This is a genomic window from Rhodoluna sp., from assembly GCF_049276775.1.
GTDB lineage: Bacteria > Actinomycetota > Actinomycetes > Actinomycetales > Microbacteriaceae > Rhodoluna.
In genome coordinates this window covers 1-26,823 of sequence record NZ_JBASXC010000026.1, presented here as the reverse complement: position 1 = coordinate 26,823, position 26,823 = coordinate 1, and the positions used below count along the sequence as shown (strand labels likewise).

Below are 26,823 nucleotides of genomic sequence, written 5' to 3'. Positions count from 1 at the left end.
TGATTGGTATGGCCCCGTAGCTCAGTGGATAGAGCAGAGGTTTCCTAAACCTTGTGCGGAAGTTCGATTCTTCTCGGGGTCACGGAAGTTTGTTTAGGCAGCGTTGGCAAAAGCCAAATACTGATTCCATTCCGGCTCGAAGCGCTCGGCGCCGCGAACCATCCAAACTGTTCCGGCTGGCATTCGAGGCGAGAAATCCAGAGTCCAACCAATTTCATGCAAGGTCTTATCGCCCTTTTTGTTGTTGCAACGAAGGCAGCAGGCGACCAGATTCTCCCAGGAGTCATCCCCTCCGCGAGAACGAGGCTGAACATGATCGATGGTTGAGGCGGATCTCTTGCAGTACGCGCAGCGGTGACCATCTCGCCTAAGCACTCCGCGTCTAGAAACTGGAATTACTCGGGAGCCCGGGATTCGGACATATCTAGAAAGCAAGATAACCGAGGGTAGCTGATACTCCTCGGTCGCACTTCTAACCACGCTTACGCCAGCTTGGGCCAGCACAGTGGCTTTTTGGTTCAGTACCAAAATAATGGCTCTCTTAAAACTCACCACGGCAAGTGGCTCGTAGCCGGCATTTAGGACCAGAGTTCTCATGAAACTTCCTTTCGAATGTGACCCACACGGATTGCGGGTCGTTTTCGTAAGTTATTGATTGCCTGGGCACAAAAAAAGCGCCGTCATAAAAATGACGACGCGCTTTTACTGGACCCGTATCGATCCGATCGGTTGGGGTTGCCGAGATTGGAAGCAATGCTTGGAAGGCATACCTCTCATCTAAAACCCTTTCCCTAATCAATCAACGACAATTTATAACTTGTTATTAGATTAGCCCAAGACCCACGAAGTTTCGAAACAAGTCGATTTGGGTGTTTTTTACAGGGCATGGATTGAGCTTTGCGCCCAACCGCTTACCGATTGTCTAAATCTAAGTTTTAGTTGGTTCCCAGGCGGACGAAGTAGTGGCCGCCGGCCTCGGCTAACGAGTTGATTCCACTGAGCTTCACGAAGTCACCGCGCTGGGGGGCGTGATACATCTGTCCATTTCCGGCATAGATTCCGTTGTGGCCATGGTCGTTGTAAATCACCAGGTCTCCTGGCATGGCATCTTCTGGGGAGACGATAATTCCAGCTCGCGCTTGGGCTGTGACTCCGTGGTAGAGGGGAATTCCAAACTGTGCAAACACGTACAAGATCAGGCCCGAGCAGTCAAAACCGCGAGGGTTTGCCCCACCAAACACGTAAGGCGTTCCAACATACTGAGAAGCTACCCGCAAAATCTGGTCCGCTGAAATGACGCTGTAAGGGGGGTTCTTTACAAACTCAGCTGCCGTTGGTCCATTGAAAGCAAGATAGTTGTTGATGGTCTGCTGACGAAGAACAGATTCGGCGTTCTGAGAAACGTATTCGCCACGAACGAACTTGATGGTGTTTGCGGCAGCCACTGTGAGGTTCTGAGTGCCCTCGGTCTGTTCGATGTCAGATTGGCTGGTGGTTGTGAACTTTGCCATTGCGGCAATTTCTGGATCGTAGGCGTAAGCCGGAAGCGCTGCAGTTGCAAACAAGCCTGAAGCGGTGAGCATTGTGATGGCAGTTCTGAAAGTCGAATTGGTACGAAGCGAGCGGTTTCCCGAGATTGATGAGATCGGTCGAGCTAGGGCTTTTTCACGCTTTAGGGCGCGAGCTTCCATACGAGCAATGGATCGGCGAGCGCGACGAGACTGATTTGCGATTTTTGCTTTTTCAGCTTCACGAATTGATCTTCTTGAACGAATCTCAAAAGATTCGAGGACGTTGATTTCAACGTCTGCCCTGTGTTTGCCTTTGCCAGTACTGGCCAACTAAGTACCTCCGGTGCTCCAAAGACTCCTTATAAAGAAGTCAGTCCTGAATCGAAACTGTTAGTTCTAAAGATCTGTCTCCAGGCGCTGGAAACACGACAGATCCGACCGCCAGAATGGATCGTTTCCGACAGCTTGAATAGCCTAACCCATAACTATTGTTGCCAACTCGCCACGGTGCGGTCTCGGGAAACTCGCAGGATACTAAACTCTACTGATATGCCCGAGATACTTATTCCGAGTGAAATCCTGCCCAAAGACGGGCGCTTTGGTTGCGGGCCGTCCAAATTACGCCAGGAGCAGCTGGCCGCTTTTGGAACCAGAGGCTCAGCCCTCATGGGGACCTCGCACCGCCAAAAACCCATAAAGAACCTGGTCGCGGAGGTTCAAAAGGGGCTTCTGGAGCTATTTAGGGCCCCTGCCGGCTACGAGATTGTGCTCGGCAATGGTGGCTCAACTGCTTTCTGGGATGTCGCCGCTTACTCTCTTGCCGAAGGCAACTCTCAAGCTCTGGTTCACGGTGAGTTTGGTGCCAAGTTTGCCAAGTCCCTCTCGGCACCTTTTCTAGGATCAGTTGAGATCCAAAAAGCCGACCCAGGTTCCAGATCTGAACTTTCGGGTAAGGCTGGAATCAATACCTATGTATACCCGCAGAATGAGACCTCAACCGGGGTTGTGACTCCGGTTCAAAAAGTAGCCGGTGCGGATTCAGAGGCAATCTTTATGACCGATGCAACCTCGGCTGCCGGAGGCATTGACTTTGAGGCGTCTGAAACAGACGTTTACTACTTCGCACCCCAGAAAAACTTCGCCTCCGATGGTGGGTTGTGGCTGGCGCTAATGTCAGAAAAAGCCATCGAGCGAACTGCCAAGATAGCCAAATCCGATCGCTATATTCCGGAGTTCTTGTCACTGCAGGTTGCAATCGATAATTCCAGACTTAACCAAACTCTAAACACTCCGGCCATCTCGACCATCTTCTTGCTGAACGAGCAAATCAAGTGGATTAATGAATCCGGAGGTCTTCACTGGGCGGGAGAAAAAACCAAAGCTTCTTCAAAACTTCTATATGACTGGGCCGAAAAGGCTAGCTTCGCTACACCCTTTGTTTCAAATCCCGAACATCGCTCCCAGGTGGTTGTGACAATAGATTTCGATGACTCAATTGACGCGTCAGAGATTGCCAAAGTGCTTCGGGAAAATGGGGTGGTGGATGTGGATCCATACCGCAAGCTTGGAAGGAATCAGCTTCGGGTTGCGACCTTCACCGCCACAGAGAAATCAGACATAGAGGCCCTAATTGCCTGCATCGACTTCGTAGTTGAGAAGATGAGCTAATGAAGCTATTTCTAAAGGCATCTGAGGCCAAGCCAACCCCTGAGCCAATTGAGTCAAACGCTGGGCTCGCTGTGTTACTGGGAACGCTTGCGTGGCTTCTTTGCCTTCTTGCGATCTTGTTTTTTAACCAGACGCTTCAAGAGCCCCTTCCGTCTTGGTGGGCTCTGACCTGTGTCTTTGGAATCGCTCTCGGTATCTTCGGGTACTTCAAGGTCCGAAACCGCTGAATCTGAAGCTAAAGGCTCATCCAATTCAGCTTTGCGCTCTGACCAGGGCAGCCAAGGTGGAGCAATAATCGAATCTTTACCCGGCAGCATTACAACTTCAGAAACCGTCGCTGGGCTTGGCTTTTTACCCTGGAAGATTACAACGTTCCATTCCCAACCCTCGTAGCCTTTTATCTTGGCTTCGAAGCGGTAGCTAACGACACTGGCCTCTTCGTCAACAACTCCCAGGAACTTTCCCACTCCACCCGAAGGTGCTACTTCAGTTGCGGCTTTTTCGGCAAGACTCTGGTGCTGAGGTGTTTTGGATCGCTTAAGCATCTAGCTCTTCGGCGAGTTTGCGAAGCAGCGAAGCAATTTTCTTACCGGCTGCTGGCTCCGGATGCTTGCCGCGCTTCAGCCCCCCGCTTATGTTGTCGAGTAGGCGAATGAGGTCTTCAACGATTACCGACATCTCATCGGCTGGCTTCCTGGAAAGCTTGGCCAGTGATGGCGGAGCCTCAAGAATTCGAACCGATAAAGCCTGGGCACCTTTTTTGCCGTCGACAATTCCAAACTCAACGCGCGATCCAGGCTTGACCTCAGTCACGCCCTCGGGAAGAGCGCTGATGTGAAGAAAAACCTCTTGACCTTCATCGGATGCGATAAAGCCAAAGCCTTTTTCTTCATCGAAGAACTTCACTTTGCCGGTGGGCATTTTTTAGTACCTCTTTCTGGAGAACCTTTATTTTACCAACCAGCCAGCAGCTCCCGTTTACTAAACCCAAGCCCTGGCCTCAAACAGTCGGGTATCCTATAAGGATGACTAAATCCGAACCCACTGGCCCTTCCCGGGTCGAAACCGTGCTTGCCTACATGGGAGCCGGGGTGATTGGCCTCTCACTTGTATCAATCTTGGTGACGCTGCTTGGAACCTATTTCGGGGCCAGTAATCTAGAGCTTTTTGCCCAGATTTCCCTTCTTGGAATGCCCGTTGGCTTCGTGCTGGTTTTGGTCCTTCTGGTTTTGGCCCTTCGCCGCAAGGGACGCGAAAACAAAAGTTGAGTGACCTATTTCGTCTAGCTACCGCCCTCAGGTCGGCACCTGACGCCAGCCTTGGGCTTATGGTGCACGAACGAGCGCTGTCCATAACCGACTACAAAGACTTTTTTGATCTGGCCAACGCCATCCTCGCTCCTAAATCGCAAGCACTAACCGTCGCGGGAATTACCAACCCGATGCTGACATCGCTTCGCGCTCTGGCCTCGAAGGAAAAAGTGTCGAAAGAGCAACTAACGCTGCTCTCCAGTGAATTTCTAATCTGGAGCGTTGAAGAACCGGGTGTCTACGACTGGGTGAAAGACCGCCTAAACGACTCCCCCAAGACCTCATCTCTTTCTTTGGTGACCGAGCCGGTTGCAACACCGGATCAGATGTCGATTGATTTAGATTGTGGGATTCATGCCTTTGAGGCCATGCAGGCAGTCACCGAGTTAATCTTTGATCTGGATCAGCACCTGGTTCGAGAGGTGGCTAAGGGCTCCCTCGGTCTGCCCGATATAAAGCGGGCCTCGGCGCACCTCGGCAAAAGTAAGGACTACGTCAAGACAATTTTTGAACTTGCCAAGGTTGCAGGTCTTATCTCAGCGAACGAAAAAAGATTCCAGCCCACCACGCTTGCCGATAGCTGGATTACGGCAACCCCCAAGGCTCGCTGGTTGATTCTTTGTGAAGCCTGGTTGACACTTTTGGGAACTGCCGGTGCCAAGGAGGTCCTTGCTCAGCTAAACCAGAATAAATCGGCTTCGTTCAAGAAATTGATTCAGTCGGCCTTCCCGTTTGCGAGCATGGCTCCGGCTTCAAGAATAAATAGGCTGGCTGAAATGGCCGACCAGATTGGCCTGAGCTCTGCGGGGGTACTTGCCAGCTGGTCGCCCGAGGTACTCTCAAGAAAGCTGGCCGCAGCCGCAAAGTCTCTTGAATCCAGGCTTCCGGCCCAGCAAGATCGCATCATCATTCAGGCTGACCTGTCGATTATCACCCCAGGGCCCCTGGTTAGCTCTCTTGAGGTCCAGCTTCGTAAGTTCGCTGACACCGAGAGCATTGGGCTTGCCACCAGCTACCGCATTTCCCCGTTAAGCATTAGTTGCGGTCTTGAAGAAGGCATGACCGAGGATCAAATAAGGCTTCTTCTGCAAAAGCTCAATGGTACCGGCTTGCCGCAACCGGTTGACTACCTGATTCGTGAAACGGCTGAAAGATTTGGACGACTGAAGATTCAAGCTGCGACAAAAGGAAGCCTGCTTATTTCAAGCGATGACCTACTTGCTAAGCAGATAACAATGGATTCGAAACTCAAGGCCCTAATGCTTGGAAATTCCGCTTTGGGAATTGCTTCCCCACTAGACCCTCAGTCGCTTTATCACGCGCTTCGAGAAAACGGATACCTTGCGGTGCTAGTTGACGATTCAGGAAAAATCATTCCCCCCTCTGCTATTCACAAAACTTCAAACGAGAGCGCTGTTTTCTTGCAGCAGATTGAGCGGCTCAGAGCGCAAGATGTTGAGATGGCCGATGCGGCACCGGCCTCAGACATGGAACGCAAAATTTTGCTCGCGCTAAAAACCAAAAGCACTTTACAGGTAAAGATAAATGCCAACGGAAAGATTATGGATTTTCTATTGGAGCCCATTGGTATGGCCAATGGCAGACTTCGTGCCCGTGATCGAAAAGCAGACATCGAAAGAACTCTTCCGGTATCGGCAATTACATCAATTCTGATTGGCTAGCGATGACTCAAGGGCCCCTGATTGTTCAAAGCGATAAGACCGCGCTTCTAGAGGTTGATCACCCTGACGCCTCAGACGCCAGGCACGATCTTGCGATCTTTGCTGAATTAGAGCGAGCCCCGGAACACATCCACACCTACCGAATCACCAAACTGGGCCTCTGGAATGCTCGTGCCGCAGGGCACGGCAGCGACTACGTGCTCGAGGTGCTCGATAGGTACGCCAAGTTTGCAATCCCTTCTTCGGTAAGGGTTGACATCCAAGAGACCATGGACCGGTACGGAAAACTTGTCATTCGAAGAAGCCCTGAGGGAACGCTTATTTTGACCAGTGAATCGGCTGCGATCTTGCTGGAGGCCTCTAGAAGCCCCAGAATTGCAGCGCTTTTGGGGCACAGGATTTCCGAGGACAGCTTTGAGGTCTTGGCCTTTGCGAGGGGGTCGCTAAAGCAAGAGCTACTGAAGCTCGGTTGGCCAGCCGAGGACCTAGCCGGCTACACCCCGGGAGAACCCCACCCGATTGCCCTGGATGAAACCGGATGGAACATCCGTGACTACCAGACCAAGGCGGTTGAAAAATTCTGGGACGGCGGGTCGGGAGTTGTGGTGTTACCTTGTGGCGCCGGTAAAACCATTGTTGGTGCGGCCGCTATGTCAAGAGCGAAAACCAACACACTGATTCTGGTCACCAACACAGTTGCAGCGAGACAGTGGCGAGCTGAGCTCATAAAGCGCACCACATTGGAAGAAGATGAAATCGGTGAATACTCCGGATCGGTCAAGGAAGTGAAGCCGGTCACAATCGCGAGTTACCAGATTCTCACTGCAAAAAGAAAAGGCGAGTACGCCCACCTTGCACTTCTAAACGCCAAGGACTGGGGACTGATTGTTTATGACGAGGTTCATTTACTTCCCGCACCGATTTTTAAGATGACTGCAGACCTTCAGGCGAGAAGAAGACTTGGCCTTACCGCAACTTTAGTTCGCGAAGACGGAAAAGAAGGCGATGTCTTTTCGCTGATTGGTCCAAAAAGATTTGACGCTCCTTGGAAAGAAATTGAAGCCGAAGGATATATAGCTCCAGCTGAGTGTTTTGAAATCAGAGTTGATTTACCCGAGCAAGAGCGACTTGATTATGCAATCGCCGAGCAGGATGAGCGCTACCGAATGGCTGCAACTTCAAAAACAAAAATCCCTGTGATTCAAAAACTTATGGCAAAGCATGACGGTGAGCCAACACTGATTATTGGACAGTACCTGGATCAAATTGACGAAGTTGCAGCCTTGCTTGAGATTCCAAAAATCACCGGTGAGACACCGGTTTCAGAACGAGAAAGATTGTTCCAAGCCTTTAGGGATGGAACCGAGCCAACCCTGGTGGTATCTAAAGTTGCCAACTTCTCGGTGGACCTGCCGGAAGCTTCGGTTGCGATTCAAATCTCCGGTTCCTACGGATCCAGACAGGAGGAGGCTCAGCGCCTGGGCCGCCTGCTTCGTCCGAAGGCCGATGGCAGAACGGCGAGCTTCTACACCCTGATTGCCAGGGACACCGTTGACCAAGACTTCGCCCAGAACCGGCAGCGGTTCCTTGCCGAGCAGGGCTACAGCTACCAAATCCTTGATGTTTCAAGCCTTTAGGGCACTCAACTAACTCTCAGGTTTCTTTCAGTAAAGCCTGTGACACTTGAGACATGGCTAAAACACGAGTGCTGATCGTCGATGACGAGCCCAATATCCGCGACCTATTGTCAACGAGCCTTCGCTTTGCGGGCTTCGAGATTCAAACTGCCGCCAACGGCGCCCAGGCGGTGGCGGCAGTCACCGAGTCGGAACCGGACATCATCTTGCTCGATGTCATGCTTCCAGACATGAATGGATTCAGCGTGACCAAGAAGCTTCGTGGTGCTGGAGTCCAAGCCCCCATATTGTTCTTGACCGCTCGCGACGAGACCGAGGATAAAATCACCGGTCTAACAGTGGGTGGCGATGACTACATGACAAAGCCGTTTAGTTTGGACGAAATCGTTGCGCGCATCCAGGCAATTCTTCGAAGAACAAAAACTGCTGATGCCGAGCCCTCAGTCATTGATGCCGGTGCAGTTGTAATAAACCAAGATGCCCACGAGGTGACTGTTGAAGGTAAGTTAGTTGATCTTTCTCCAACCGAATACAAACTGCTTCGATTTTTAGTAATGAATCCAGACCGAGTTCTAACCAAGGCGCAGATTCTGGATCACGTTTGGGAATATGACTTCAATGGCGACATGGGAATCGTCGAATCTTACGTTTCCTACCTTCGCAAGAAACTGGATCCCATTAGCTCACGCCCACTAATTCAAACCAAGCGTGGAGTTGGATACATCTACAAGAAATTGGATTAATGCAGTCGAAAGTCGGTAAGGCTTGGGAAAAGGTTTCGCTTCGTAGCAAGCTAACCGGTTTATCTGTTGCACTCATAGGCTTACTGCTCATGGTTTCAAGTTTTGGAACAGTGTCTTTGCTTCGTGCCTACCTCCAACAAAATACCGATAACTTACTTTCCTCTACCGCAACAATTCTGGCTCAGGAAAATCCGGCCATGATTGAAACCAAAATTCTTGCCAAGAGACTTAATCTTCCAAGACTTCCAAGTGACTACCTGATTTCGATACTTGACGCCCGGGGTCAAACCGTGTTTCGAATCATGGCCACGGATTCCTCGAATGAGGCCCTCCCAAATCTATCGATACTAAGCCTCGATGCATCCATAGCCACAGGTGGACAGCCTTTTGACCTTGACCGAACCGGTGCTCTTGGCCAGGTGACCATAGACGAAAGCGACAGCTGGAGAGTGGTGGCCCAGCCCTTTAGAAACTTCCAAGCAACGGTTGTGGTGGCTCTTCCAAACAGCACGAACCTTGAACTTTTGCGCCAGTATCGGGCTATCGGCGGGGGTTTCGGCTTCCTGCTTCTGGCCTTGAGCGGTCTAAGCATCTGGGTAACTATCGCCCAGGCCCTCCGTCCTCTTCGAGAAGTTGAGCGAACAGCACAGCTTGTCTCGTCTGGAGACCTCTCCCAAAGACTTATGGAACGGCCCGGCAACACTGAAATAGCGAGACTAAATAGGTCTCTAAACTCGATGCTCGATTCGCTGGAGGATTCGGTTTCTTCAAGAAACCAGACGCTTGGGCAGATGCGCCGGTTCGTGGCAGACGCCTCCCACGAACTTCGAACTCCCCTGGTTTCGGTTCGAGGTTACGCCGAACTTTATAGGCAAGGGGCCCTCACCAAAAAATCTGAGGTCCAAGAAGCCATGAGTCGAATTGAAGCTGAGGCAATTCGAATGAGCCTACTGGTCGAATCACTGCTGACACTCGCCAGGCTAGATGAAAACCAAACACTTGAAGCTACCCCTACCGATCTGGCAAAACTGATTCGCGACGTTATTGAAAAAGACGTACAGGGCAGGCAGAAAACAACTCTTAAGATGCTGAGCCTGAGTGGAGCCAAGCTTCCCGATGATTACAAGCTCGAAGCAGAGGTGAATGAGTCACAGATAATTCAGGTTCTGGTGAACCTAATCGAAAATGCTAAGCGCTTCAGTGAATCAAAAAGTGAGATTGAAATAGCGATTGGGCAAAAAACCGAAGGCGAAGTTATATTCGAGGTCGTAGACCACGGGGAGGGAATCCCAAAGCAGCTCAGAGAAAAGATTTTTGAGCGTTTCTATCGAGCCGACAACTCTAGAAATCGTGACACCGGCGGTACTGGGTTGGGTCTTGCAATCGTAAAGGAAATTGTCTCTCTGCACAAAGGTCGCATAGAGGTAAGAGAAACTAAGGGTGGCGGAGCAACCTTCAGGGTGAAGCTTCCAACCCATCACAACTGGGTATAGGGTTCTCCACAGTTTTCTAAATCCCGCCCAAGACATAACTGAGCTTTGGTTAGCCTAATTCTTCAAGCGGAAGGGATGACTAAATGACTCAGTTCCAAGTCGATAGCGAGCAGGTGCTCGCAGCAACTGGATCGATAAACGCCACTATTTCGAGGCTCCAGTCCGAGGTCCAGTCACTTCATGCCCAACTGCAAAACCTGCAGGGTTCTTGGCGAGGAGCTGCGGCTGAATCCTTTCAAGCCGTTGCTAATCGCTGGCGAACCACTGCAGGTGCAGTTGATGCTCAGTTAGCTGAGATTGGTGTGGCTCTAAGTCTTGCGGCTACGCAGTACCGCGAGATCGAGTACGCCAATCAAAGGTTGTTTCTATAGCTTTAGAAGCCCATTCCTTCGCCGCCGCCCTGAGGCATTGCAGGGGCTGCAGGCTCAGGCTTGTCGGCAACTACTGCCTCGGTGGTTAGGAATAGTCCCGCGATGGAGGCTGCGTTCTGAAGTGCTGAACGAGTCACCTTCACTGGGTCGTTGATTCCGGCTGCCAGCATGTCAACATACTCACCGGTTGCAGCGTTTAGGCCATGACCGGAGGTTAGGTTTTCAACCTTGTCAGCAACAACTCCCGGCTCAAGACCAGCGTTGATGGCGATCTGCTTCAGGGGAGCTGAGATGGCAACGCGTACGATGTTCGCACCGGTGGCCTCGTCGCCCTTGAGCTTTAGCTTGCCGAAAGCGGTTTTGCCGGCCTGCAGTAGAGCAACTCCACCACCTGCAACAATTCCCTCCTCAACGGCTGCCTTGGCGTTTCTTACTGCATCTTCGATGCGGTGCTTGCGCTCTTTCAGTTCAACCTCGGTAGCTGCTCCAGCCTTGATAACTGCAACTCCACCGGCAAGCTTGGCTAGACGCTCCTGAAGCTTCTCGCGGTCGTAATCGGAGTCAGTGGCTTCGATTTCGCGACGAATCTGCTCAACTCGGCCAGCGATCTGTGCCTGGTCGCCAGAACCTTCAACAATTGTGGTCTCGTCTTTGGTGACAACGATCTTGCGAGCGCGACCCAACATGGTTAGGTCGGTGTTCTCAAGCTTTAGGCCTACCTCTTCCGAGATAACCTGACCACCGGTCAAGATAGCGATGTCCTGAAGCATTGCCTTACGACGGTCGCCAAAGCCTGGAGCCTTTACGGCAACTGACTTGAAGATTCCGCGGATCTTGTTCACGATCAAGGTGGCAAGTGCTTCGCCTTCGATGTCCTCGGCGATAACTAGAAGTGGCTTACCTGCCTGGATGACCTTGTCAACAACAGGAAGTAGGTCCTTGATGTTGGTGATCTTTGAGTTAACAATCAGAACGTAAGCATCCTCAAGAACTGCTTCCTGGCGCTCAGGGTCGGTGACCATGTATGCCGAGATGTAGCCCTTGTCGAATCTCATACCTTCGGTTAGCTGAAGCTCAATTCCAAAAGTGTTTGATTCCTCAACGGTGACAACGCCTTCGCGTCCAACTTTGTCGATAGCCTCGGCGATGATTTCACCGATCTGGGTGTCTCCAGCGGAAATAGATGCGGTAGCAGCAATCTGCTCCTTGGTCTCAACCGGCTTTGCGTTGGCGAGAAGCTCAACGGTGACTGCGGCCACTGCCTTTTCGATTCCGCGCTTTAGGCTAATCGGGTCAGCACCGGCTGCGACGTTGCGAAGTCCTTCGCGAACAAGCGCCTGAGCCAAAACGGTAGCGGTGGTAGTTCCATCTCCGGCTACGTCGTCAGTCTTTTTTGCAACTTCTTTAACAAGCTCGGCACCGATCTTCTCGAACGGGTCCTCAAGCTCGATTTCCTTAGCGATGGAAACACCGTCGTTTGTGATTGTTGGTGCTCCCCACTTCTTCTCTAGAACGACATTGCGTCCGCGAGGGCCGAGGGTCACCTTGACGGTGTCAGCCAGAATATTTAGGCCGCGCTCTAGGCCGCGACGGGCCTCTTCATTGAAAGCTATGATTTTTGCCATTTTTGGGTTTCTCCCGAAGTTGGTGTGTAGGTTATTAGCACTCTATTTGTTTGAGTGCTAACTCTATTTTTAGCACTCTCTGGGCCTGAGTGCAAGTGGAGCCGGGGCAAGAAAAAACCGCCTCCCCGAAGGAAGGCGGTTTCTTAGTAAGCCTAGTTGGTCCTAGATTACGTTTACAGCGTCGGCCTGAGGGCCCTTGTCGCCGTTCTTTACTTCGAACTCAACGCGCTGGTTCTCTTTGAGCTCCTTGTAGCCATCGCCCTGGATAGCTGAAAAGTGAACGAATACGTCCGCTCCACCGTCCTGAGTAATAAAGCCGAAGCCTTTCTCAGCGTTGAACCACTTTACGGTTCCTTGTGCCATTTGTTTCTCCTGTTACCTTGTGTTTGAATGCAGCTTCGAAAAACCGAGGTTTTCCTAACTCAGTCGCTTCCAAACCGGGGGATCCAGGATTGCATTACTAAACCAAAAGCTTTGAGGGCTAGGGCTTTTTCTACGACCACCTCCACTCTATCCCTGAATTAGGCAATAAAGTAAAGAAATTTTTGGGCCCAACGTGAAGATTTAACCCAAGAAATCGTTGCCAATTAGGACAGTGATTGGGGTCAAAAACTGCGTAGATACCTCAATTACAGCTCCAGGGAAGGTGTCCAAGAGTAGAAGTGCTTCTCCCCTGTACTCCTGAGCCGTCACAAAAATCAGGGTAGTTGGAGCAGGTTCTAGGTCAGGATCTTGATCGGCGAGGCTAGTTGCCGACACTACGCTCCAACCCTGCTCCTGAAGCTGCTCACCGATTGAAAGCTCGATACCGCTATTGGTTCCATCAACAATCGCCAAATCTAGGTCCGAATAACTCCTACTATCCTCGGCAAATAGGCCAGAAAGTATGATTCCGGTATCCCACAGACGGAGCCCTAGGATACCGCCACCTGCCAAAGCGGCAGATACCAAGGTAAGGGTAAGAAATGAGGCGATGTAATCAAGGGGTCGCTTGGGCGCAAGGTGCTTTCCGCCGACACCCGAAACGGTGTCGAACTCATCTTCAAGTACCTCGGGCATGGCAGCTCTTTTTTATAAAAGGTCGGGGACCTTTATATTAGGCATCAACCCTCTAAGAAAGGTAGCCCCAATATGAACTACCCGATTCAGAAGCCCGATAGCCAGTGGCGCGAGGAACTGAGCGACTTCGAATATCACGTGCTTCGCGAAGCTGGAACCGAGCGGGCCTACACGGGTGAATTACTAGATGAAAAGCGAATGGGAATCTTTCGCTGCCGCGGCTGTCAGGCAGAGCTTTTTCGATCTGAAACTAAGTTTGATTCACACTGCGGCTGGCCAAGTTTTTACGAACCGAAATCAACCGATGCTGTCGAACTACTGGAAGATAACTCTCTGGGCATGAAAAGAGTCGAGGTTCGCTGCCGAGCTTGCGGCTCGCACCTGGGCCACGTTTTTGAAGACGCCCCGCAGACCCCAACGGGAGATAGATATTGCATCAACTCAGTTAGCATTACCTTCGAGCAAGCCAACTAAATAAACCGGCAAGGAAAAAACTAAATTGATCATAGGTCTTGGGACGATTATCAACGTCCTGGCAATTCTTTTCGGAACCGCAGCTGGAATCCTGATAGGCAATCGCCTAAGCGATAAAACTTCGAAGGTTGTGACTGACGGTTTGGGTCTGGTGGTTCTAGTACTTGGTGGCCTCAATGTCATTTCACTTTTAGACTCAGAATTTGTCTCAGCGGTTGGCCCCGGCATCCCGCTACTTATCGTCATCGGTGCCATTTTGCTCGGTGGAATTATCGGTTCGGCCCTCAAAATTGAGCAGCGACTAGAAAACTTCGGTGCCGGATTGCAAAAGCGCTTCGCCGGCAAAGGGCCGAAGGACACCAAAGAGAAGTTCATTACGGGCTTTGTCAACGCATCCCTTGTTTTTACAATCGGACCACTTGCAATCCTCGGAGCACTGAGTGATGGCCTGGGTCAAGGAATTGAGCAGCTTGCCACCAAGTCGATCCTCGACGGCTTTGCCTCCCTAGCCTTTGCGGCAAGCCTGGGTTGGGGAGTTGCCCTTTCGGCAATTCCGGTTGGAATCTGGCAGGGGCTTTTGACTCTGCTCGCTTTTTCGGTTGGGTCTGTGATGTCAGGACCAGTTATTGCTGCTATTACCGCTACCGGTGGTGTTTTGCTTCTCGGGGTCGCTCTTAGGCTGCTTCAGCTGAGGCAGGTCGCAGTTGGAAATATGTTGCCGGCGCTGGTTGTGGCGCCGGTGTTGACAATGTTGGTTATGGCCCTCTAGGGCTACCTGCTACTTTCCAGGACGGAAAGCTCCGGCAATTTTTTCAATTGCCCCGGATAGCTCACTCGGAAGTAGCCAAATTTTGCTGGCTGTTCCGTTGGCAATAACCGGTAGCTGCTCTAGGTACTGGTAGGCCAGCATCTTTTCATCTAGGTTTGCAGTTCTGACCGCATCAAAAACTCGCTGTACGGCTTCGGCTTCGGCTTCGGCTTTAATGACGATTGCCTTGGCATCACCTTCGGCGTTCAGAATAGCTGCTTGACGCGCACCCTCTGCCGTCAAAATTTGACTCTGCTTTTCACCCTCGGCTGTCAAGATAACTGCTCGACGCTCTCGCTCCGCTTTCATCTGAAGCTCCATTGCTGTTTTCACCGTCTGTGGTGGCTCGATGGATTTCAGCTCAACTCGGTTTACACGAACTCCCCATTTACCTGTTGCTTCATCCAACACTCCACGAAGAGCTGAGTTGATTGAATCTCTCGAGGTCAGGGTTTGCTCTAGGTCTATGCCACCAACCACGTTTCGCAAAGTTGTTATTGTGATTTGCTCGATACCGGTGATGAAGTTTTCAATTTCATAGACGGCTGATTTTGGATCGGTTACCTGGAAATAGATAACCGTGTCGATTTCAACCACGAGGTTGTCCGAGGTAATCACAGGCTGCGGAGGAAATGAGACCACTCGCTCACGAAGATCAATAAGTGGACGTAGGCGATCGATAAAAGGGATGATGAGGGCAAGTCCCGCGTCTAGAGTGCGGTGGTAGCGACCCAATCGCTCAACGATTCCAGCGCTGGCCTGAGGGATTATGCGAATGGCCCGAGCCAGCACCACAACAAAGATTGTTACCAGTAATAGTGGCGCGAGGAACGCGCCGAATGCCTCTGCTGCGTTTTCCATTTAGACCTCCCTAATAATCGCGGTTGCCCCGCGAATGGCTACAACTTGAACTTTTTGGTCGGGAGCAATAACTCCCGATTGGGTTTTTGCGCTCCAAGTCTCTCCGGTGAGCTTGACCTGTCCAGACCGGTCAGTGACTTGGGTCAAAGTAATGGCCTCAGCGCCAATCAGAGCATCGACATTTGTGGCCGAAGGGGTGCCCCGAAGCTTTAGGTGCTTTAGTGCAATTGGTCTCAAGAGAATAAGTGAAAGAGCCGAGGCAACACCGAAGGTAATTCCCTGAACAACAATGTCTGCACCCAGACCTGCAGCACCGGCTGCAGCTAGAGCGGATATCGCAAGTGAAGCGAAGAGTAAGTTTGCAGTGAGTAGCTCAACGAGCATTAGTGAGCCAGAGATTGCCAACCAAATCCAAAGTGCCATGTGTATAAGTCTAAGTGGCAGCTCAAATCTAAAAATAGGCTGTTCACTCAGGGCATATTGAAACGAGTAATAGTTTAGGTGGGGCCGACCAGGGGACTTGAACCCCTAACCCCCGCATTACAAGTGCGGTGCGCTACCAATTGCGCCAGGTCGGCCTGCACCAGAAAGGTATTAGCTTCCGGTACCCGCCCAGCTTACCCAAAAAGGTAAATCTAGGCCAAGCCACCGGAACCGTGGCTAGGTGTAGTAAACGTCGTCCAGGGTGACAGTCATTAGCTCTCTGCGCTTTAGCATCTTGGCCAGTTCCTTGAAGACATACCTTGGAGTTCTTGCGTTTAGGTGATCAAGCAATATGGTCCGGTCTTGAATCCACTTATTACCAAGCTGCAAGATGTTCTGCCTTCGCTGACCGGCAGAGTCACCGAGGGATCCGCTCCACATAACTGTCGAGATGTACCCCATATCGTTTGCGACCTGAATCACCCGGGAGTCGATGCGGCCGTAGGGGGGTCGGTAGTAAGGCTTGGCGTTAACGCCAAAGTTATCTTGAATAAAGCTGTGGCACCTTTTGAGCTCCTGCTTGATCCCAGCGTTCGAGAGCTTGGTCATACTCGAGTGGGAGTGTGTGTGGTTTGCAAGCTGAAGCTTCCCGCTATCAACGAGCTCCTGAATTTGCTTCTTATTCTTCTTCCAGGCTGGATAGCTTGAGTTGATGAAGAAAGTCATTCGAAGATCGAATCTCTCGATGAAGTCGAGGTAGTCCCTTACGCCTTCGGTGCTGGCCCCGTCATCCACAGTCCACGCGATCCGCTTGACGCTGGACTTTGGCAGTCGGACTCTTCGGCCCTCTTCAAGTGCAGTTTTTTGAAAACCCAGCGGTCCAAGCGGTGATGCAACCCGCTCTCTAATAAGCGGATCCGGAACAACTAGTGGGCTATTTGATGCTTTGGCTACGTCAGGAAACAAAAACCCCGCGGCTGTGGCCGCGAGGAATTGTCTTCTGAGCACTTTTCTGTTGTTAGTTCATGGTGTCGGAGGTTACAAACTGAATGAACTGAGCAAATCGAGCTGCACTAGCAAGTTCCTCACCTGTATTCCAGGTGTATTGTTCACCGTTCACGAAAACCGAGGGAGTTCCGCTGATCTGGATTGCGGTTCCAGGAATTGGCTCTGTGAGGGCTCGCTCGGTTGCATCCTTAATCCAGTTTCCAAACTCTTTAGTGTTGATGCAGCTGGCGACCCGGTCCATATTCGTCGCGCCGACTTCTTCAGCGAAGCTTATGAGCTCAGGGTTTTCAGGCCCAGGAGCACCTTCGGTGGGCTGGGACTGAAAGAGTCTGGTGTTATAAGCAAAGAAGTTATCCGGTGAGTACTCCGAGAGGCACATCGCTGCGTTGGCCGCTCGGGATGAAAAGGCATTTGGTGAACCGCGTCCATCGAGGAACGACAGAGCGTGCATCTGGACCGTAGCCGCACCCGTTTCGACCAGGTTCTTTATCTGCTGGCTATTTGGGAGCTCAAAGATTGCACAAATTGGGCACTGGTAATCAACGTAGATCACTATTTCAATGGGGGGTTCACCGGTTGGCGAAGCGGGGTTAAAGGTAGGGGTGAAGACCTTGAGTCCGGTTCCAACCTTGACACCATCGTTGAATGTGGCATTGGTGGGAACTGCTGTGGACTGAGTGCTGGCGCTAAAGATTGTGATTCCAACAGCTCCAAAAACTAAAAGCACCGAGGCGGCAATTCCAAGTTGAATAAATACGCGCTTGCGCTTATCGCCTTTTTGCTGCTGCTCCCTCAGGGATTTGGCCTTGGCTCGGGCAGCCTCACGCTGCTCTGATCTGGTTGGTCTTGGGGTGTTTGACGTCATTTGGGTAGTTTATAGCAAGATTTTTAGAGCCCCCTCCTTCCGAGTTATAAGCTTCCTAAGAAGTGCAATACTAGGAGGACTCAGCAACGTTGCTCGAGTATGCGAATTCACTAAGGATCGTCCGGCACGTACCTGCCGGTGAAGGAGATAAATCATGGCATCAGTTAAGTTCCAGAAAGCCTCACGGGTATACCCCGGTGGCACCGCCCCAGCCGTTGATTCAATTGACCTAGAAATTGCCGATGGCGAATTCCTAGTTCTAGTTGGTCCATCCGGTTGCGGAAAATCCACCACCTTGCGAATGCTCGCAGGTCTAGAAGAAGTAAACGGTGGACAAATCCTGATTGGTGACCGTGACGTCACCAATATCCCGCCAAAGGATCGCGACATCGCGATGGTGTTCCAGAACTATGCACTGTACCCACACATGACAGTGGCCGAAAACATGGGTTTTGCTCTAAAGATTGCTGGAGTTGCGAAAGAGGAGCGCGCAGAGCGCGTTCTTGAGGCAGCCAAGCTGCTCGACCTAGAGCCCTACCTAAACCGCAAGCCAAAGGCACTTTCCGGTGGTCAGCGCCAGCGCGTTGCCATGGGTCGTGCGATTGTGCGTCAGCCTCAAGTGTTCCTGATGGACGAGCCGCTTTCGAACCTTGATGCCAAGCTTCGAGTTCAGACAAGAACCCAGATTGCTTCTCTTCAGCGCAGACTCGGTGTTACAACCGTTTACGTGACTCACGACCAGGTCGAAGCCATGACCATGGGTGACAGGGTCGCTGTTTTGAAGGACGGCGTTCTTCAGCAGGTTGCAACTCCAAGGGAGCTTTACGAGACGCCAAAGAACGTCTTTGTCGCAGGGTTCATTGGCTCTCCGGCAATGAATCTTCTTCAGCTTCCAATAGTGGAGGGTGGGGTTCAGGTCGGTAACACCGTTGTAAAGGTGGACTCGGCAGTTCTTGCAAAGACCAAAGCCAAGCTCGTTACGTTGGGTGTTAGACCCGAGAACCTAACTGTCACAGCCGGCGAGGGCATCGCTGCCGAGGTTGACGTAGTTGAAGAGCTCGGATCTGACGGGTACCTATATGGTTCAGCAACAATCGACGGAGCCCACCACGAACTGGTTAGTAGGGTTGACGGCCGCGACCACGCGCATAAGGGAGACACCGTATTCCTAAAGCCCGAGGGTGGCATCATGCACCTATTCGATGTTGAGACCGGGGAGCGCCTGAACTAGCTCAATGAGCCAAGCACTCGCTATAACTGCTGCTACGGCGGATTCAGCCCTGCTGGATCTGCCGTGGCACTTACCTTTAGAAGCCTGGCCGGCAGAAAACATTGCAGCTCTTCCGAAGGGACTTTCTAGACATACTGTGCGCTTCGCCCACCTAAGCAACTACGTCATCGCCATCAAAGAGACTCTCCCGGATCTTGCTAAGCGCGAATACGAAATATTAAAAAACCTTCAAAAACTTGACGTGCCTTGCGTGGAGCCATTTGCGATTATCAACAACCGCAAGGATGACAAGGGCGAAGAACTGCCGGCTGCACTCATCACTCGGCACCTAAAGTTTTCGCTACCCTACCGGGCGATGTGGTCACAGGGACTGAGGGCGGAAACCGCTACAAGACTGGTCGATGCACTTGCCCTGCTACTGGTGAGACTTCACATCGCAGGATTTTTCTGGGGCGATGTTTCACTATCAAACACTTTATTCAGACGTGACGCCGGATCCTTTGCGGCATATCTGGTTGATGCCGAGACTGGACAGCTCTACGACAGTGGCCTATCAAACGGACAGCGAGAAAATGATTTAGAAATTGCACGGATAAACATCGCAGGCGAGCTCATGGATTTGGTTGCAAGCGGTCGAGCCGGACCCGGTGTTGATCCAAACGCGACCAGCGAGAGAATCGTGAACAAATACAACGAGCTCTGGAAAGAACTCACCGCGGCTGAGGTATTCGACAAAGATGAGCGCTGGAGGATAACCAGAAGAGTTGAAAGACTAAACAAACTCGGCTTCGACATTGAAGAGTTGATGATCAAGACGGAGGAAAATGGCAAGAGTGTAAAGATTCAACCCAAGGTTGTGGATGCAGGTCATCACACCAGAAGACTTCTTCGACTTACCGGGTTGGATGTTCAAGAGAACCAAGCCCGCAGACTTTTGAACGACTTAGATGCGTTCAGGGTGAAGTTTGGTTCAAGTGACGACGAGGAAGTGCTCGCCCACCGCTGGTTGAGCGAGGTCTTTGAGCCGGTTGTGAAGGCAATTCCTAGGCAGTACTCCGGCAAACTTGAGCCAGCCGAGGTCTTCCACGAGGTCCTGGAACACCGCTGGTACCTGGCTGAAAATCAACAGAAGGGCATACCGCTGACCGATGCGGTGAACTCCTATGTTGAGAAAGTGCTAGCTCACAGGCGTGACGAGGAGGCGTTGATTGCAACTCCAACCGAGGCGATTACTTTGCCCACCGCCATCCCTTCGGGAACCATCGAAACTAATGAAGATGAAGAGGGCGACTGGCGAGACAAAGTCTAGAGTTTTGGCCTGGACTTCGAAATCTCATAGAGCGCAACCGATGCCGCAATTCCGGCATTTAGTGACTCGGTGTCTTTCGCAATCGGAATAGATAAAATCGCATCACAGTTTTCCTGAACTAGGCGGGAAAGCCCTTTACCCTCGGAGCCAATAACCAAAACCATCGGCTCATTTGAGAGATTGAACTTTGGAAGTGAAATATCACCACCGCCGTCAAGCCCGACAATAAATAATTTCTTTTTCTTGAACTCTTTCAAGGTGGCGTTCAGGTTTCCAGCTAGAGCAACTGGAACTCTAGCCGCGGCTCCGGCCGAAGTCTTCCAAGCCGCTGCAGTCAATCCGGTGGAGCGGCGCTGTGGCAAGATCACGCCGTGACCGCCGAAGGCTGCAACCGAGCGGATTATCGCCCCAAGATTTCTGGGATCCGTAATTCCATCCAGGGCAACGAATAAAGGGGTTGCTCCTCGAGAGAGAACTTTGTCGAGAAGGTCTATCGGGTGAGCGTAGTTGTATGGCGGCACCTGAAGAGCTACCCCTTGATGCACAGAATCAAATCCGGTCAAGCGATCAATTTCTGCTCTTGTGACTTCGTTGATTGGAATCTTTCTAAGGTTGGCAATCGTGAGGGCTTCTTTTACTCGATCATCCATTTCAATTCTTGAAGCCAGGTACAAAGCGGTCGCCGGAATCTTGGCGCGAAGGGCTTCGAGAACCGAATTTCGCCCAGACAGAACTTCAAAGTTTTCCGATGCTTTTGTAATTCGCTTGCCTTTTCTGGCGGCCGCTCCTGCGACTCCAGCTGTCCTCGGTCCCGAGGCCACAAATTCACCTTTTCTTGAGACTCTGACGCCGGCGGCTTTTTTCTTCTCCACGGACTTTTTGGCACGGAACGCCTTGTGTCCTTTTCGATCCTCAGCCTTTGGAGTGGGGCCCTTACCCTCGAGCCTCTTGCGGCCGTGGCCGCCGGTTCCAACGCTCGGTCCCTTTTTGCCTTTTGCGGCTCCCGGTCTAGTCGGTTTAGCTGGCACCTAGGCTCCAATGTGTCGAGTCGGCGGAGTCTTCGAGCACCACGCCAACAGCTTTCAGCTGATCGCGGATGCGGTCAGAAGTTTCAAAATCCTTGTTATCACGGGCTTGATTGCGCTGGCTAATCAGCGATTGAATCAGACCATCCAGAGCAGCCATCGCATCTTCGGACAAACCCGAACGCTTCCAGAAACTAGCCTCTGGATTAATGTTTAGAACATCCAGCATGGCTACCGCTTCCGCGTAGGCCTTGGCCGCCTCCGGCAAGCGGTCCTCATCAAGGCTTGAGTTTCCGTCTCGTACCGTTTCGTGCAGCACCGCAAGGGCGGCCGGTATGTTTAGGTCTTCGTCCATAGCCTGGGAAAACTTCGCCGGGAATGAGGGCTTTGCTGAGTTTAGTTTTTCTAAGAACTTGGTTCCACTCAGTTTTCTTGTCGCGCGCTGAAGGAACGTTGCGATTCTCAAGATGGTGGCTTCCGCCTCTTCCAAAACACCGTCGTTGTAATCCAGTACCGACCGGTACTGAGCAGAGCCCAGGTAGTACCTGAGGGCGAGGGCGTTGGAGTCGGTTAGAACATCGCTTACCAAAACTGAGTTGCCGAGGGATTTGCTCATCTTTTGTCCCGAAACGTTTACGAGACCGTTGTGCAACCAGAGGTCAGCAAATTCGTGGCCTGCGGCCCTGGACTGGGCAAGTTCGTTCTCGTGGTGCGGGAACCTGAGGTCTAGTCCGCCGCCGTGAATGTCAAACCTCGTACCCAAATACTTCACACTCATCGCCGAGCACTCTATGTGCCAACCGGGTCTGCCTTTTCCAAATGGTGAATCCCAGGCTGCATCTTCAGGTTCTGATTCCTTGTGTGATTTCCAAAGAGCGAAATCCCTAGGATGCTTCTTACCCCTGGCCTCGGCCTCGGTGTCGTCGATTAGATCATCTGACTTTTGGTTGGTGAGCTCGCCGTAGTCTTTCCAGCTTGAGGCACTGAAGTAAACATCCGCTGAACCATCAACTTGGTAGGCGTGCCCTTTTTTAATAAGTGTTTGAATTAGCGAAATCATTTCGGAGATATTGGAGGTAGCCCTTGGCTCATAGCTTGGGACTTTGATGTCAAGTTTTCGATACGCCTCGGCAAAAAGCTGCTCATAGAAAAAGGCCAGCTCCCACCATTTTCTTTTCTCACTCTTGGCGTTATCCAAAACCTTGTCGTCAATGTCGGTCACGTTTCTAATCAGAGTGACTCTCAAACCATTTGCCTCGAGCCAGCGAAGAAGCTGGTCGTAGACCAGAGCTGATCTCAGGTGACCCAGGTGAGGAGCTGCCTGAACCGTTGGGCCACACAGATAGATTCCAACTTCACCCGCCTTGAGGGGCTTTAGTTCTCTAAGCGACTGACTACGGGAGTCAAATAGCTGCAGGGTCACGAGCTAAAGCCTACCTTTCGAACCAAACTGGTGGCCACAGCCGCCAACCCCTCGTCGCTTCCTAAAAACCCAAGTCCGTCAGTCGTGGTTGCAGATACGCTGACCGGAGCCCCGATTATTGACCCAAGGCGCGACTCAAGCTCGAGTCTCCTGGGAGCAAGCTTTGGACTAGTTCCAATTAGCTGTACCGAAACATTTACAGGCTCAAGCCCGTGCTTGGCCAAAAGCTCTAGAGTCCCGCGTAAGAAAGTCTCCCCCGATGCCCCCCTGTACTCCGGCCTATCAACTCCAAAGTTTGATCCGATGTCGCCAAGACCGGATGCGGCAAGCAATGCATCCACCATCGCGTGAGCAATCACGTCGCCGTCGCTGTGACCTTCGAGTGCGCGGTTACCCGGCCACTCCAAGCAGCCAAGCTGCAATATCCTTGATTCGTCTTCACTGAAGCGATGCGCATCAGATCCAATGCCAGTTTGGGCTCCAGATAGTAAGTAACTCTGAGCGGTTTCTAGATCTTCCGGAGTAGTTATTTTCATCGCCTGCTGCTCCCCTGGCACCATCATCACGGTGCCACCGAATGCTTGAACTAGGGCAGCTTCGTCTGTGTAGTTACTAGTTGCGGCAACGTGGGCTTTGACCAATAACTCCGTTGGAAAACCCTGCGGAGTTTGCGCTCTTATTAGCTCGGCGCGGTCGATTGTTTCTTCAACTAAATCACCGCGATATTTTTTGATGGTGTCGGCAACCGGCAAGCCAGGAATTACACCGACCTGATTTTCAAAAACGGCCTCTGCAACGCGGTTAAATAAATCGGTTGTGGTTAGCGCTCTTGCCGAATCGTGAACCAGAACGGTCTCGATGCCGCCGGCTAATACCGCGAGCGCCTCAGCAACCGATTCCTGTCTAGTTGCTCCGCCAACCACAACTCGAATATCCACGCCGTGACTATCGAGCTGGTTTTCAAGCTCAAGAATTTGACTGAGGTGAGATTCGGGTACCGCAATGATCAGCTGTCTGAGGTTCTTTGTTGCCAGGGATCGATAGATTGCGTGCTCAAGTAGGGACTTTCCGGCTAGCTCGACAAACGCCTTGGGTTGATCGGCCTTTAGGCGCTCTCCCCGTCCTGCCGCCAGTAGTACCACCGCCACTGCGCGAGGGTTCATAGCTTTTTGTCTTTTCTAGGAGGCCAGAACTTGGTCAAGCAGAGACGAGGCTTTTTCCTCATCGGTCTTTTTGGCTAAAGCAAGCTCGGAAACCAAGATCTGTCTTGCCTTGGCAAGCATTCGCTTTTCTCCAGCGGAAAGACCGCGGTCCTGGTCTCTGCGCCATAAGTCGCGAACCACCTCGGACACCTTTACTACGTCTCCGGAGGCTAGCTTTTCTAGGTTGGCCTTGTATCGCCTGGACCAGTTGGTTGGTTCCTCGATAAATTCCGCACGGAGCACGTCAAAGACCTGCTGCACACCCTTTCGGTTGATGACATCTCGAACACCGACCATCTCAACGTTGGCAGCTGGAACCCAAATGGTTAGGTCACCCTGGGCGACCTTTAGTTGTAAGTATTTCTGGGTCTCGCCTCGCACGTTGCGATTCTTGACCTCTACGATCTTCGCTGCGCCGTGATGCGGGTAGACAACGGTTTCGCCAACCTCAAATTTCATGTGTTGGATTCCCTTCAGAAACCACTATTTTACCACAGCAAACGCTTAAAAATTGTGCGATAAACTGGGACAAACCACAGGAGGACTCTTTGTTTGTACGCCGTTTAGCCGCCACTGCCCTGATTGTCGCTCTTTCATTGACAACCAGCGCTTGTAGCATTTCCGGCAATGTGGCCTCTTTGCAGCCCTACTCTCCAAGTGACGGCCAGCAGGTTGATCTCGAGCAAGTCATGGCTCGAAACTTCATGTATCTGGTTGCTGATTCCGGCAATGGCTACCTGGTCGGCTCGCTTGTGAGCCAAGCCACAGAAGCCAAGGTAATCAAGATCCAGTATGTGGACCCAAACACTCAGGCCAAAACTGACTACTTCGTAGAAGTTCCAGCCGGTCAAAAAGTTGACTTTGGATACAACGGCAATCCAGCAATAATGCTTCCGGTTGTCGAGGGACCAGGTCAGACTGCAAAGTTTTATTTCCTTGAGTCAGAAACAATTAACGCGAGCATGAAGGTGCCCGTTCTGGATGGCACCTTGGAAGAGTACCGACGGCTTCTTGAGATTCTCGAAAGTGAATCCCAGTCAGTTATGGAAGAAGACCCGGTTAGCTAAACCTCGAACTTGTAGCCAAGACCTCGAACGGTCTGTATGTATTTTGGTCTGGCCGGATCCTCTTCAATCTTTGAACGAAGCCTCTTGATGTGCACATCCAAAGTCTTGGTGTCGCCAAAGTAGTTTGCTCCCCAGACGCGGTCAATAATTTGACCCCTGGTCAATACTCGGTTCACGTTCTCCATCAACAGCTCCAGAAGCTCAAATTCCTTGAGCGGAAACGCGATCTGCTTACCTGCGAGCGTAACTTGGTGCCGGTCTGAATCCAGTCGAAGCTCCCCCGCTACCAAAACGCCATCTAGTTCAACTGCCGGCTCAATTTTTCTTCTAAGAACTGCCTTCATTCGGGCCAGAAGTTCCCTTGTGGAATAAGGCTTAGTGACGTAGTCGTCTGCGCCGATCTCAAGACCTACCACCTTGTCAACTTCGGCATCCTTAGCCGTCAACATAATGATGGGAACATTAGAACTCAATCGAATCTGCTTGCAAACCTGATTGCCGTCGAGTTTGGGCATCATCAAATCCAAAAGAATTATGTCAGCCCCTGCCGACTCAAACTTTTCAATTGCCATTAAGCCGTTCTCGGCTTCGATGACCTCGTAGCCCTCTTTCTGGAGCATAAACACCAGCGGCTCCCTGAGGGACTGCTCGTCTTCGACGACTAGAACTTTTGGCATTAGTCAACCTCCGCTATTACTTTGATGGTTCCGGTAATCGGGTCAGAGCTTTTGGCAAGTGGAATTCGCAAGGTAAAAGTTGAGCCAACTCCTTGCTGGGAGAAAAGCCTTACCTCACCCCTGTGAATCTTTGCAACGTGCTTGACGATGCTGAGCCCAAGCCCGGTTCCGCCGGTTTCTCTAGAGCGGGAGGCATCCACCCTAAAAAATCTCTCAAAAACACGAGCTTGGTTTTCTGGAGAGATTCCTGCTCCGGAGTCGGTGACTGAAACTTCCGCCACGTCGCCCTTGGACTTCGTACCAATTCCAACCTGCGACCCAGAGTTTGAGTAGTTGATGGCATTTTCTATTAGGTTTTTCACGGCGGTTGTGAGCATTTCGCGGTTACCGTATATCTCGGGACCTGGCTCATCGTGAAACAGCACTCGAATATTTCTACTCCTAGCTAATTGCTCGTTTCTGTCCACCGCATCAGCTATTACCTGATTCAGATCAATCAACTCTGCTGTTGCCAAAACCTCTTCCGACTGAACCCTAGAAAGTTCGATGATGTCTTGAACCAGATGAGTTAGGCGATTGGATTCCTTGATTAGATTGCCTGAGAACCGGTTCCTGGTCTCGGTATCTTCTTCGGCTCCCTGAATTGCCTCGGCGAGTAACGCGATAGCTCCGATTGGAGTTTTTAGTTCGTGAGAGATATTCTCTATAAAATCACGCCGAGTTTTATCGAGCCGTGATTTCTGTGTCTGATCCTCCAACACTAAAACCACGTAGTCACCGGCAACCAGTGAAGCCTTCGCCAAAACCTCGAGTTGACTCTTTTTCATCCCGACATTTATTGAACCTTCGAATGACTCGACCTGCCTGGTCGAGCGTGCCCGGCGAACTAGATCAAATAGCTCAGGCTGCACCAGGGCGCCTCTTGCAATCAGCCCGAATGGCTCGGCCCTGTTGTTCATGCGGATGACCTGGTTGTTTTGATCAAGCAAGATTCCCACCGAGCCCAAAAGTTCCAAGATTTCTGAGGCCAAGACCGGAAAGTCAATTGGGTCTGAGTTGGGTTGGGTTTCGAAGCCACGGCGACCTACGGCAAAGCCCGCTATAAAAAATGCAACGACGGCGATGGCAATCACCAGGAATATCGCAGCTAGGCTTAAGTTGTTCACATTGTTAACAATATGGCTTGCATTTCGCCGTCGATGCAAAAAGACGGGGAAAAAGGGCTATTTTTATCTTAGGTTTGGCATTTGTTCGGCTTCTGTTCACCAAGTACTGAGAGCCTCGAGATATCTTTAGAAAGGGGTCGCAAGTGCGGCAAGTATTCCAAAATGAACTTCACGAAGTTCAGGAC

General features: G+C 51.4%; 29 protein-coding genes, 2 tRNA genes and 1 pseudogene. 14 read left to right on the top strand and 18 right to left on the bottom strand.

What is annotated here, in order from left to right:
• Positions 1-10: 10 nt before the first annotated feature.
• Positions 11-82, top strand: a tRNA-Arg gene (locus WAO31_RS02065).
• 11 nt (positions 83-93) lie between these two features.
• Here the strand turns inward: WAO31_RS02065 and WAO31_RS02060 are convergent.
• Complete coding sequence (locus WAO31_RS02060) at positions 94-597, bottom strand: HNH endonuclease (protein WP_509589616.1); 504 nt, start codon at positions 595-597, stop codon at positions 94-96.
• Between the two features lie 338 nt (positions 598-935).
• Entirely contained in the window at positions 936-1,841 is a 906-nt protein-coding gene (locus tag WAO31_RS02055) for a C40 family peptidase (RefSeq protein ID WP_509589614.1), read from the bottom strand.
• A 219-nt stretch (positions 1,842-2,060) separates the two neighbouring features.
• On the opposite strand from WAO31_RS02055, the gene serC reads away from it, so the two are divergent.
• Positions 2,061-3,179, top strand: coding sequence for a phosphoserine transaminase (gene serC, locus WAO31_RS02050; RefSeq protein WP_509589611.1), 1,119 nt, complete (start codon positions 2,061-2,063; stop codon positions 3,177-3,179).
• Complete coding sequence (locus WAO31_RS02045) at positions 3,179-3,406, top strand: DUF2530 domain-containing protein (protein ID WP_509589608.1); 228 nt, start codon at positions 3,179-3,181, stop codon at positions 3,404-3,406. The genes serC and WAO31_RS02045 overlap by 1 nt, the downstream gene beginning before the upstream one ends.
• A gap of 36 nt (positions 3,407-3,442) precedes the next feature.
• On the opposite strand, the pseudogene WAO31_RS02040 reads toward WAO31_RS02045, so the two are convergent.
• Both WAO31_RS02040 and WAO31_RS02035 read right to left on the bottom strand, forming a co-directional pair.
• Positions 3,443-3,724: pseudogene (locus tag WAO31_RS02040) on the bottom strand (DUF3027 domain-containing protein); the annotation flags it as partial.
• Complete coding sequence (locus WAO31_RS02035; protein ID WP_509589606.1) at positions 3,717-4,100, bottom strand: cold-shock protein; 384 nt, start codon at positions 4,098-4,100, stop codon at positions 3,717-3,719. The pseudogene WAO31_RS02040 and the gene WAO31_RS02035, both read right to left, overlap by 8 nt.
• A 104-nt stretch (positions 4,101-4,204) precedes the next feature.
• Here WAO31_RS02035 and WAO31_RS02030 point away from each other — a divergent pair, with 104 nt between their 5' ends.
• The 6 genes from WAO31_RS02030 to WAO31_RS02005 all read left to right on the top strand — a co-directional run bounded on the left by WAO31_RS02030 (position 4,205) and on the right by WAO31_RS02005 (position 10,415).
• Positions 4,205-4,447: a hypothetical protein gene (locus WAO31_RS02030; RefSeq protein ID WP_509589603.1), complete on the top strand. Its 243-nt coding sequence runs from the start codon at positions 4,205-4,207 to the stop codon at positions 4,445-4,447.
• Positions 4,444-6,171, top strand: a complete 1,728-nt coding sequence (locus tag WAO31_RS02025; protein ID WP_509589600.1) for a helicase-associated domain-containing protein — start codon at positions 4,444-4,446, stop codon at positions 6,169-6,171. Before WAO31_RS02030 ends, WAO31_RS02025 begins: the two co-directional genes overlap by 4 nt.
• Before the next feature lie 2 nt (positions 6,172-6,173).
• A complete protein-coding gene (locus WAO31_RS02020) occupies positions 6,174-7,808 on the top strand; it encodes a DNA repair helicase XPB (protein WP_509589597.1) in 1,635 nt (544 codons plus the stop codon).
• Positions 7,809-7,861: 53 nt separating this feature from the next.
• Positions 7,862-8,551 carry a response regulator transcription factor gene (locus WAO31_RS02015; RefSeq protein WP_509589595.1) on the top strand — a complete coding sequence of 230 codons (690 nt, stop codon included), beginning with the start codon at positions 7,862-7,864 and terminating at the stop codon, positions 8,549-8,551.
• On the top strand, positions 8,551-10,044 hold the full coding sequence (locus WAO31_RS02010; RefSeq protein ID WP_509589592.1) for a sensor histidine kinase: 1,494 nt from the start codon (positions 8,551-8,553) through the stop codon (positions 10,042-10,044). The genes WAO31_RS02015 and WAO31_RS02010 overlap by 1 nt, the downstream gene beginning before the upstream one ends.
• Before the next feature lie 83 nt (positions 10,045-10,127).
• On the top strand, positions 10,128-10,415 hold the full coding sequence (locus tag WAO31_RS02005; protein WP_509589589.1) for a WXG100 family type VII secretion target: 288 nt from the start codon (positions 10,128-10,130) through the stop codon (positions 10,413-10,415).
• Between the two features lie 2 nt (positions 10,416-10,417).
• Here the strand turns inward: WAO31_RS02005 and groL are convergent, their stop codons facing one another.
• From groL to WAO31_RS01990, 3 genes are all read right to left on the bottom strand, one after another.
• On the bottom strand, positions 10,418-12,040 hold the full coding sequence (gene groL / locus WAO31_RS02000) for a chaperonin GroEL (RefSeq protein WP_509589586.1): 1,623 nt from the start codon (positions 12,038-12,040) through the stop codon (positions 10,418-10,420).
• A 162-nt stretch (positions 12,041-12,202) separates the two neighbouring features.
• On the bottom strand, positions 12,203-12,403 hold the full coding sequence (locus tag WAO31_RS01995) for a cold-shock protein (RefSeq protein ID WP_506557623.1): 201 nt from the start codon (positions 12,401-12,403) through the stop codon (positions 12,203-12,205).
• 201 nt (positions 12,404-12,604) lie between these two features.
• On the bottom strand, positions 12,605-13,099 hold the full coding sequence (locus WAO31_RS01990; protein WP_509589583.1) for a LytR C-terminal domain-containing protein: 495 nt from the start codon (positions 13,097-13,099) through the stop codon (positions 12,605-12,607).
• Positions 13,100-13,171: 72 nt separating this feature from the next.
• Between WAO31_RS01990 and msrB the strand changes: the two genes are divergently transcribed.
• Together msrB and WAO31_RS01980 are read left to right on the top strand one after the other, a co-directional pair.
• Entirely contained in the window at positions 13,172-13,573 is a 402-nt protein-coding gene (gene msrB / locus WAO31_RS01985) for a peptide-methionine (R)-S-oxide reductase MsrB (RefSeq protein WP_509589580.1), read from the top strand.
• Positions 13,574-13,598: 25 nt separating this feature from the next.
• Positions 13,599-14,342 carry a DUF554 domain-containing protein gene (locus tag WAO31_RS01980; RefSeq protein WP_509589577.1) on the top strand — a complete coding sequence of 248 codons (744 nt, stop codon included), beginning with the start codon at positions 13,599-13,601 and terminating at the stop codon, positions 14,340-14,342.
• Between the two features lie 9 nt (positions 14,343-14,351).
• On the opposite strand, the gene WAO31_RS01975 is transcribed toward WAO31_RS01980, so the two are convergent.
• The 5 genes from WAO31_RS01975 to WAO31_RS01955 form a co-directional block, all read right to left on the bottom strand.
• The gene (locus WAO31_RS01975) at positions 14,352-15,242 is read right to left on the bottom strand and encodes an SPFH domain-containing protein (RefSeq protein ID WP_509589574.1); all 891 of its coding nucleotides are present in this window, start codon (positions 15,240-15,242) and stop codon (positions 14,352-14,354) included.
• Positions 15,243-15,665, bottom strand: a complete 423-nt coding sequence (locus WAO31_RS01970; protein ID WP_509589571.1) for an NfeD family protein — start codon at positions 15,663-15,665, stop codon at positions 15,243-15,245.
• A gap of 79 nt (positions 15,666-15,744) precedes the next feature.
• Positions 15,745-15,820: transfer RNA gene (locus tag WAO31_RS01965), tRNA-Thr, on the bottom strand.
• An 82-nt stretch (positions 15,821-15,902) separates the two neighbouring features.
• Positions 15,903-16,673, bottom strand: a complete 771-nt coding sequence (locus WAO31_RS01960) for a polysaccharide deacetylase family protein (RefSeq protein WP_509589568.1) — start codon at positions 16,671-16,673, stop codon at positions 15,903-15,905.
• Between the two features lie 10 nt (positions 16,674-16,683).
• Complete coding sequence (locus tag WAO31_RS01955) at positions 16,684-17,538, bottom strand: DsbA family protein (RefSeq protein WP_509589565.1); 855 nt, start codon at positions 17,536-17,538, stop codon at positions 16,684-16,686.
• Between the two features lie 154 nt (positions 17,539-17,692).
• On the opposite strand from WAO31_RS01955, the gene WAO31_RS01950 reads away from it, so the two are divergent.
• A complete protein-coding gene (locus tag WAO31_RS01950) occupies positions 17,693-18,769 on the top strand; it encodes an ABC transporter ATP-binding protein (protein ID WP_509589562.1) in 1,077 nt (358 codons plus the stop codon).
• 4 nt (positions 18,770-18,773) lie between these two features.
• Positions 18,774-20,078, top strand: coding sequence for a DUF4032 domain-containing protein (locus WAO31_RS01945; RefSeq protein WP_509589559.1), 1,305 nt, complete (start codon positions 18,774-18,776; stop codon positions 20,076-20,078).
• On the opposite strand, the gene rlmB is transcribed toward WAO31_RS01945, so the two are convergent.
• Genes rlmB through WAO31_RS01925 form a run of 4 tightly spaced genes read right to left on the bottom strand, consistent with a single transcriptional unit; the run spans position 20,075 to position 24,187 of the window.
• On the bottom strand, positions 20,075-21,106 hold the full coding sequence (gene rlmB, locus WAO31_RS01940; RefSeq protein WP_509589556.1) for a 23S rRNA (guanosine(2251)-2'-O)-methyltransferase RlmB: 1,032 nt from the start codon (positions 21,104-21,106) through the stop codon (positions 20,075-20,077). The genes WAO31_RS01945 and rlmB overlap by 4 nt on opposite strands.
• Positions 21,096-22,526 carry a cysteine--tRNA ligase gene (gene cysS / locus WAO31_RS01935; RefSeq protein ID WP_509589553.1) on the bottom strand — a complete coding sequence of 477 codons (1,431 nt, stop codon included), beginning with the start codon at positions 22,524-22,526 and terminating at the stop codon, positions 21,096-21,098. The genes rlmB and cysS overlap by 11 nt, the downstream gene beginning before the upstream one ends.
• Complete coding sequence (ispD, locus tag WAO31_RS01930; RefSeq protein WP_509589551.1) at positions 22,523-23,689, bottom strand: 2-C-methyl-D-erythritol 4-phosphate cytidylyltransferase; 1,167 nt, start codon at positions 23,687-23,689, stop codon at positions 22,523-22,525. The genes cysS and ispD overlap by 4 nt, the downstream gene beginning before the upstream one ends.
• Positions 23,690-23,704: 15 nt before the next feature.
• Positions 23,705-24,187 carry a CarD family transcriptional regulator gene (locus WAO31_RS01925; RefSeq protein WP_509589548.1) on the bottom strand — a complete coding sequence of 161 codons (483 nt, stop codon included), beginning with the start codon at positions 24,185-24,187 and terminating at the stop codon, positions 23,705-23,707.
• A 170-nt stretch (positions 24,188-24,357) separates the two neighbouring features.
• Here WAO31_RS01925 and WAO31_RS01920 point away from each other — a divergent pair, with 170 nt between their 5' ends.
• Positions 24,358-24,795, top strand: a complete 438-nt coding sequence (locus WAO31_RS01920; protein ID WP_509589546.1) for a hypothetical protein — start codon at positions 24,358-24,360, stop codon at positions 24,793-24,795.
• Here the strand turns inward: WAO31_RS01920 and WAO31_RS01915 are convergent.
• Together WAO31_RS01915 and WAO31_RS01910 are read right to left on the bottom strand one after the other, a co-directional pair.
• Positions 24,792-25,472 carry a winged helix-turn-helix domain-containing protein gene (locus tag WAO31_RS01915; protein ID WP_509589543.1) on the bottom strand — a complete coding sequence of 227 codons (681 nt, stop codon included), beginning with the start codon at positions 25,470-25,472 and terminating at the stop codon, positions 24,792-24,794. The two genes, WAO31_RS01920 and WAO31_RS01915, sit on opposite strands and share 4 nt — an antisense overlap.
• Positions 25,472-26,638, bottom strand: coding sequence for a sensor histidine kinase (locus WAO31_RS01910; protein WP_509589540.1), 1,167 nt, complete (start codon positions 26,636-26,638; stop codon positions 25,472-25,474). Before WAO31_RS01910 ends, WAO31_RS01915 begins: the two co-directional genes overlap by 1 nt.
• Positions 26,639-26,823: the final 185 nt, after the last annotated feature.

What these genes read in the sequence shown, in the direction of transcription:
- WAO31_RS02060 (WP_509589616.1), bottom strand. Translation starts at nt 597, where the DNA reads ATGAGAACTCTGGTCCTAAATGCCGGCTACGAGCCACTTGCCGTGGTG.
- serC (WP_509589611.1), top strand. Translation starts at nt 2,061, where the DNA reads ATGCCCGAGATACTTATTCCGAGTGAAATCCTGCCCAAAGACGGGCGC.
- WAO31_RS02045 (WP_509589608.1), top strand. Translation starts at nt 3,179, where the DNA reads ATGAAGCTATTTCTAAAGGCATCTGAGGCCAAGCCAACCCCTGAGCCA.
- WAO31_RS02035 (WP_509589606.1), bottom strand. Translation starts at nt 4,100, where the DNA reads ATGCCCACCGGCAAAGTGAAGTTCTTCGATGAAGAAAAAGGCTTTGGC.
- WAO31_RS02030 (WP_509589603.1), top strand. Translation starts at nt 4,205, where the DNA reads ATGACTAAATCCGAACCCACTGGCCCTTCCCGGGTCGAAACCGTGCTT.
- WAO31_RS02020 (WP_509589597.1), top strand. Translation starts at nt 6,174, where the DNA reads ATGACTCAAGGGCCCCTGATTGTTCAAAGCGATAAGACCGCGCTTCTA.
- WAO31_RS02015 (WP_509589595.1), top strand. Translation starts at nt 7,862, where the DNA reads ATGGCTAAAACACGAGTGCTGATCGTCGATGACGAGCCCAATATCCGC.
- WAO31_RS02010 (WP_509589592.1), top strand. Translation starts at nt 8,551, where the DNA reads ATGCAGTCGAAAGTCGGTAAGGCTTGGGAAAAGGTTTCGCTTCGTAGC.
- WAO31_RS02005 (WP_509589589.1), top strand. Translation starts at nt 10,128, where the DNA reads ATGACTCAGTTCCAAGTCGATAGCGAGCAGGTGCTCGCAGCAACTGGA.
- groL (WP_509589586.1), bottom strand. Translation starts at nt 12,040, where the DNA reads ATGGCAAAAATCATAGCTTTCAATGAAGAGGCCCGTCGCGGCCTAGAG.
- WAO31_RS01995 (WP_506557623.1), bottom strand. Translation starts at nt 12,403, where the DNA reads ATGGCACAAGGAACCGTAAAGTGGTTCAACGCTGAGAAAGGCTTCGGC.
- WAO31_RS01990 (WP_509589583.1), bottom strand. Translation starts at nt 13,099, where the DNA reads ATGCCCGAGGTACTTGAAGATGAGTTCGACACCGTTTCGGGTGTCGGC.
- msrB (WP_509589580.1), top strand. Translation starts at nt 13,172, where the DNA reads ATGAACTACCCGATTCAGAAGCCCGATAGCCAGTGGCGCGAGGAACTG.
- WAO31_RS01975 (WP_509589574.1), bottom strand. Translation starts at nt 15,242, where the DNA reads ATGGAAAACGCAGCAGAGGCATTCGGCGCGTTCCTCGCGCCACTATTA.
- WAO31_RS01970 (WP_509589571.1), bottom strand. Translation starts at nt 15,665, where the DNA reads ATGGCACTTTGGATTTGGTTGGCAATCTCTGGCTCACTAATGCTCGTT.
- WAO31_RS01955 (WP_509589565.1), bottom strand. Translation starts at nt 17,538, where the DNA reads ATGACGTCAAACACCCCAAGACCAACCAGATCAGAGCAGCGTGAGGCT.
- WAO31_RS01950 (WP_509589562.1), top strand. Translation starts at nt 17,693, where the DNA reads ATGGCATCAGTTAAGTTCCAGAAAGCCTCACGGGTATACCCCGGTGGC.
- WAO31_RS01945 (WP_509589559.1), top strand. Translation starts at nt 18,774, where the DNA reads ATGAGCCAAGCACTCGCTATAACTGCTGCTACGGCGGATTCAGCCCTG.
- ispD (WP_509589551.1), bottom strand. Translation starts at nt 23,689, where the DNA reads ATGAACCCTCGCGCAGTGGCGGTGGTACTACTGGCGGCAGGACGGGGA.
- WAO31_RS01925 (WP_509589548.1), bottom strand. Translation starts at nt 24,187, where the DNA reads ATGAAATTTGAGGTTGGCGAAACCGTTGTCTACCCGCATCACGGCGCA.
- WAO31_RS01915 (WP_509589543.1), bottom strand. Translation starts at nt 25,472, where the DNA reads ATGCCAAAAGTTCTAGTCGTCGAAGACGAGCAGTCCCTCAGGGAGCCG.